We start from the raw sequence: 2,726 nt of genomic DNA on the forward strand, positions 1-2,726 counted from the left end.
ATTTTGCGCCACAACCTTTTACAACAAATCAGCAAATTCCTCTTCTTGCTCCTGAGCAGCTTCCACACGAATACCCACGATTTTCAACCCTGCCAGCGCACGCTCAATCATTTCATCAATCGCTAAACGCTCTTCATACTGATGAACTTTATCCAAGTTTGGACGCGTTTTTGGTTGTGGCGGCGCAAATATAGTACAGCAGTCCTCGAATGGCTGAATGGATAACTCAAATGTATCAATTTTTTCAGCAACTTCGATAATTTCTAGTTTGTCCATTGTTGCCACAGGACGAATAATTGGTGTATTTGTTACTTCATTGATTGCAACCATACTTTGCAATGTTTGAGAAGCTACTTGGCCTAATGATTCACCATTTAAGATAACCAACCCATTGCGAATGCGACGGATTTCATCCGTTAATCGTAACATCATTCGACGAGTAATCGTCATCCAGTATCCTTGTGGGACTGATTTTTTAATTTCTTCTTGAATTTCTGTAAATGGTACTTCAATAAACTGAATTGTTCCCACATAAGGTGCTAACTTAGCAGTTAAGTCTTTTGCCTTTTGTAAGGCTTGCTCACTTGTATAAGGTGGGCTAGCAAAATGAACAGCTTCAATTTCGACACCACGTTTCATAGCAAAATAGCCCGCAACAGGTGAGTCGATCCCGCCAGATAACATTAACATCCCTTTACCACTTGTTCCGACAGGTAGTCCCCCCGCACCTTTGATTGTTTCATAAGACAGGTAGGCGCCATCCCGACGAATTTCCACACGTAATGGAATATCTGGTTTTTTCATTTGAACGTTGATTTCTGGGAAAATATCGAATACAGCGTTTCCCAGTGTTTGGTTCAATTCATTACTGGTTAATTCAAAATCGTGATCGCTACGTTTCGCAACAATTTTAAATGTTTGCTCACCTGTATAAATTTCTTTCATGATTGCTTGAACACTATCTTTTAAGACTTGAACATCTTTTTCTACACGAATACTTGGTGAAAAATTTTGAATACCAAAAATTTTTGCAAGTTTTGGTATAACCAAATGACCATCTGCACCATTTAACAATAGATGCATGCGATCACGATCTGCATGAATTTTGATTTCTGGGAACTCTTTTAACGCTTGACGCACATTTTGTGCCAACTGCATAATAAACGTTTTGCGATTTTTCCCTTTTGTTGATAGTTCACCGTAGCGAACCATAATTTCACTATATTTCACAGGAACACTCCTTCATTTAATTAATAGCTGAGAACTTTTGATAAAGTTGTTTAAAAATAATCATAAACTGTTCTACTTCAGCCATTGAATTGCTTTCATCCAAACTAATTCGGACAGCAGATGTCGCCAAATCATGAGGAACATGCATCGCATGTAATGTACTACTAGCCATGTGTTTACGAGAAGAGCAAGCACTCGTTGTTGAAATAAAGATTTGTTTTTCTTCCAACGCATGTACGAGTACTTCACCACGAATTCCTTTTAATGAAAAACATAAAATATGTGGTGCATACTTTTCTCCTTCAGAAAAAATCGTCACCTTGTCATACGTTTTCAGCGCACCGATTAATGCCGTTTTAAGATTTTGTGTATGCTCAGGTTTTCGTGCTTTCGTATCTAAAGAAAGTCGTAATGCTTTTGCCATTGCGACGACTGCAGGAACATTCTCCGTCCCGCTTCGTTGATTGTTTTCTTGTCCTCCACCAGTTAGTAAAGGTGCTAAGCGACGACCTTTTTTCCAATAAATAAAACCAATTCCACGAGGTCCATGAAATTTGTGCGCAGAAAATGTCGCAAAATCAACACGTTCGGTTAACCATTGGTCAAATGAAACTTTTCCAATTGCTTGTACGGCATCAACATGAAAGTGAATTTTTGGATAGTCTGTTAAAAATTCACTGATTTCTTGAATTGGTTGAATGGATCCAACTTCATTGTTGACACCCATGATTGAAATCAGCACGGTTTCTTTGCGAACTAGTTTTTTAAGCTCTTCTACAATCACGAAACCATTTTTATCCACAGGCGCAATACTAACTTCCATTCCTAATTCTTTCAGTTGTTCGGCGGTTTCACTCACTGCGGGATGTTCGATTCCAGAAATAATCAAATGATTGCCATATTCACGTTTCTCGATCATTGTGCCTTTTAGAACCCAATTGTCTCCTTCTGTTCCACCAGAGGTAAAATAAATTTCTTCTGGAGTTGCGCCAATAAGCTCAGCAATCTGCTTTCTTGCCTGTTGTAATAAACGATTGGCTTGGTTACCCAAGTCATGTAAACTTGATGGATTCCCAATAATCCGCTGACTTGTCTTCACATAGGCATCTAAACTTTGCGGAAAAATTGGGGTTGTCGCGCTATTGTCAAAATATATCATAAGAAACCCCTCTTTTTTGAAATTCTTTTCTATTATAACGGTTGTCCTATATGCTTTCAAGAATTCTTTTTTTGCAAAAGGTTGTGGCGCAAAGTGCTTAGCTTCAAGTAATAAGGAAGCTTTTCTAAAAATAGTTTTCCATATTTTTAAGAAAAGAGGACTTATTACCGAAGAAGCTACTTTGGGAACACCGTAAATAAGGTTGTGGCGCAAAGTACTTAGCTTCAAGCAATAAGAAAGCTTTTCTAAAAATAGCTTTCCATATTTTTAAGAAAAGAGGACTTATTACCGAAGAAGCTACTTTGGGAACACCGTAAATAAGGTTGTGGCGCAAAAC

3 protein-coding genes are annotated in these 2,726 nt (G+C 38.1%); all 3 read right to left on the reverse strand.

The window, feature by feature from the left end; genetic code table 11:
• Nucleotides 1-18 precede the first annotated feature (18 nt).
• Nucleotides 19-1,230 (reverse strand): tRNA uracil 4-sulfurtransferase ThiI, encoded by a 1,212-nt coding sequence (gene thiI, locus AB3I20_RS12625; RefSeq protein WP_071869414.1) that lies wholly within the window; start codon nt 1,228-1,230, stop codon nt 19-21.
• Between the two features lie 16 nt (nt 1,231-1,246).
• Nucleotides 1,247-2,389: a cysteine desulfurase family protein gene (locus AB3I20_RS12630; RefSeq protein ID WP_067480227.1), complete on the reverse strand. Its 1,143-nt coding sequence runs from the start codon at nt 2,387-2,389 to the stop codon at nt 1,247-1,249.
• Nucleotides 2,390-2,513: 124 nt separating this feature from the next.
• A partial coding sequence (locus tag AB3I20_RS12635; RefSeq protein ID WP_368027432.1) for a hypothetical protein occupies nt 2,514-2,726 on the reverse strand: 213 nt, incomplete at its 5' end.

The organism is Enterococcus sp. C50, assembly GCF_040887505.1.
GTDB classification, from domain to species: domain Bacteria; phylum Bacillota; class Bacilli; order Lactobacillales; family Enterococcaceae; genus Enterococcus_B; species Enterococcus_B thailandicus.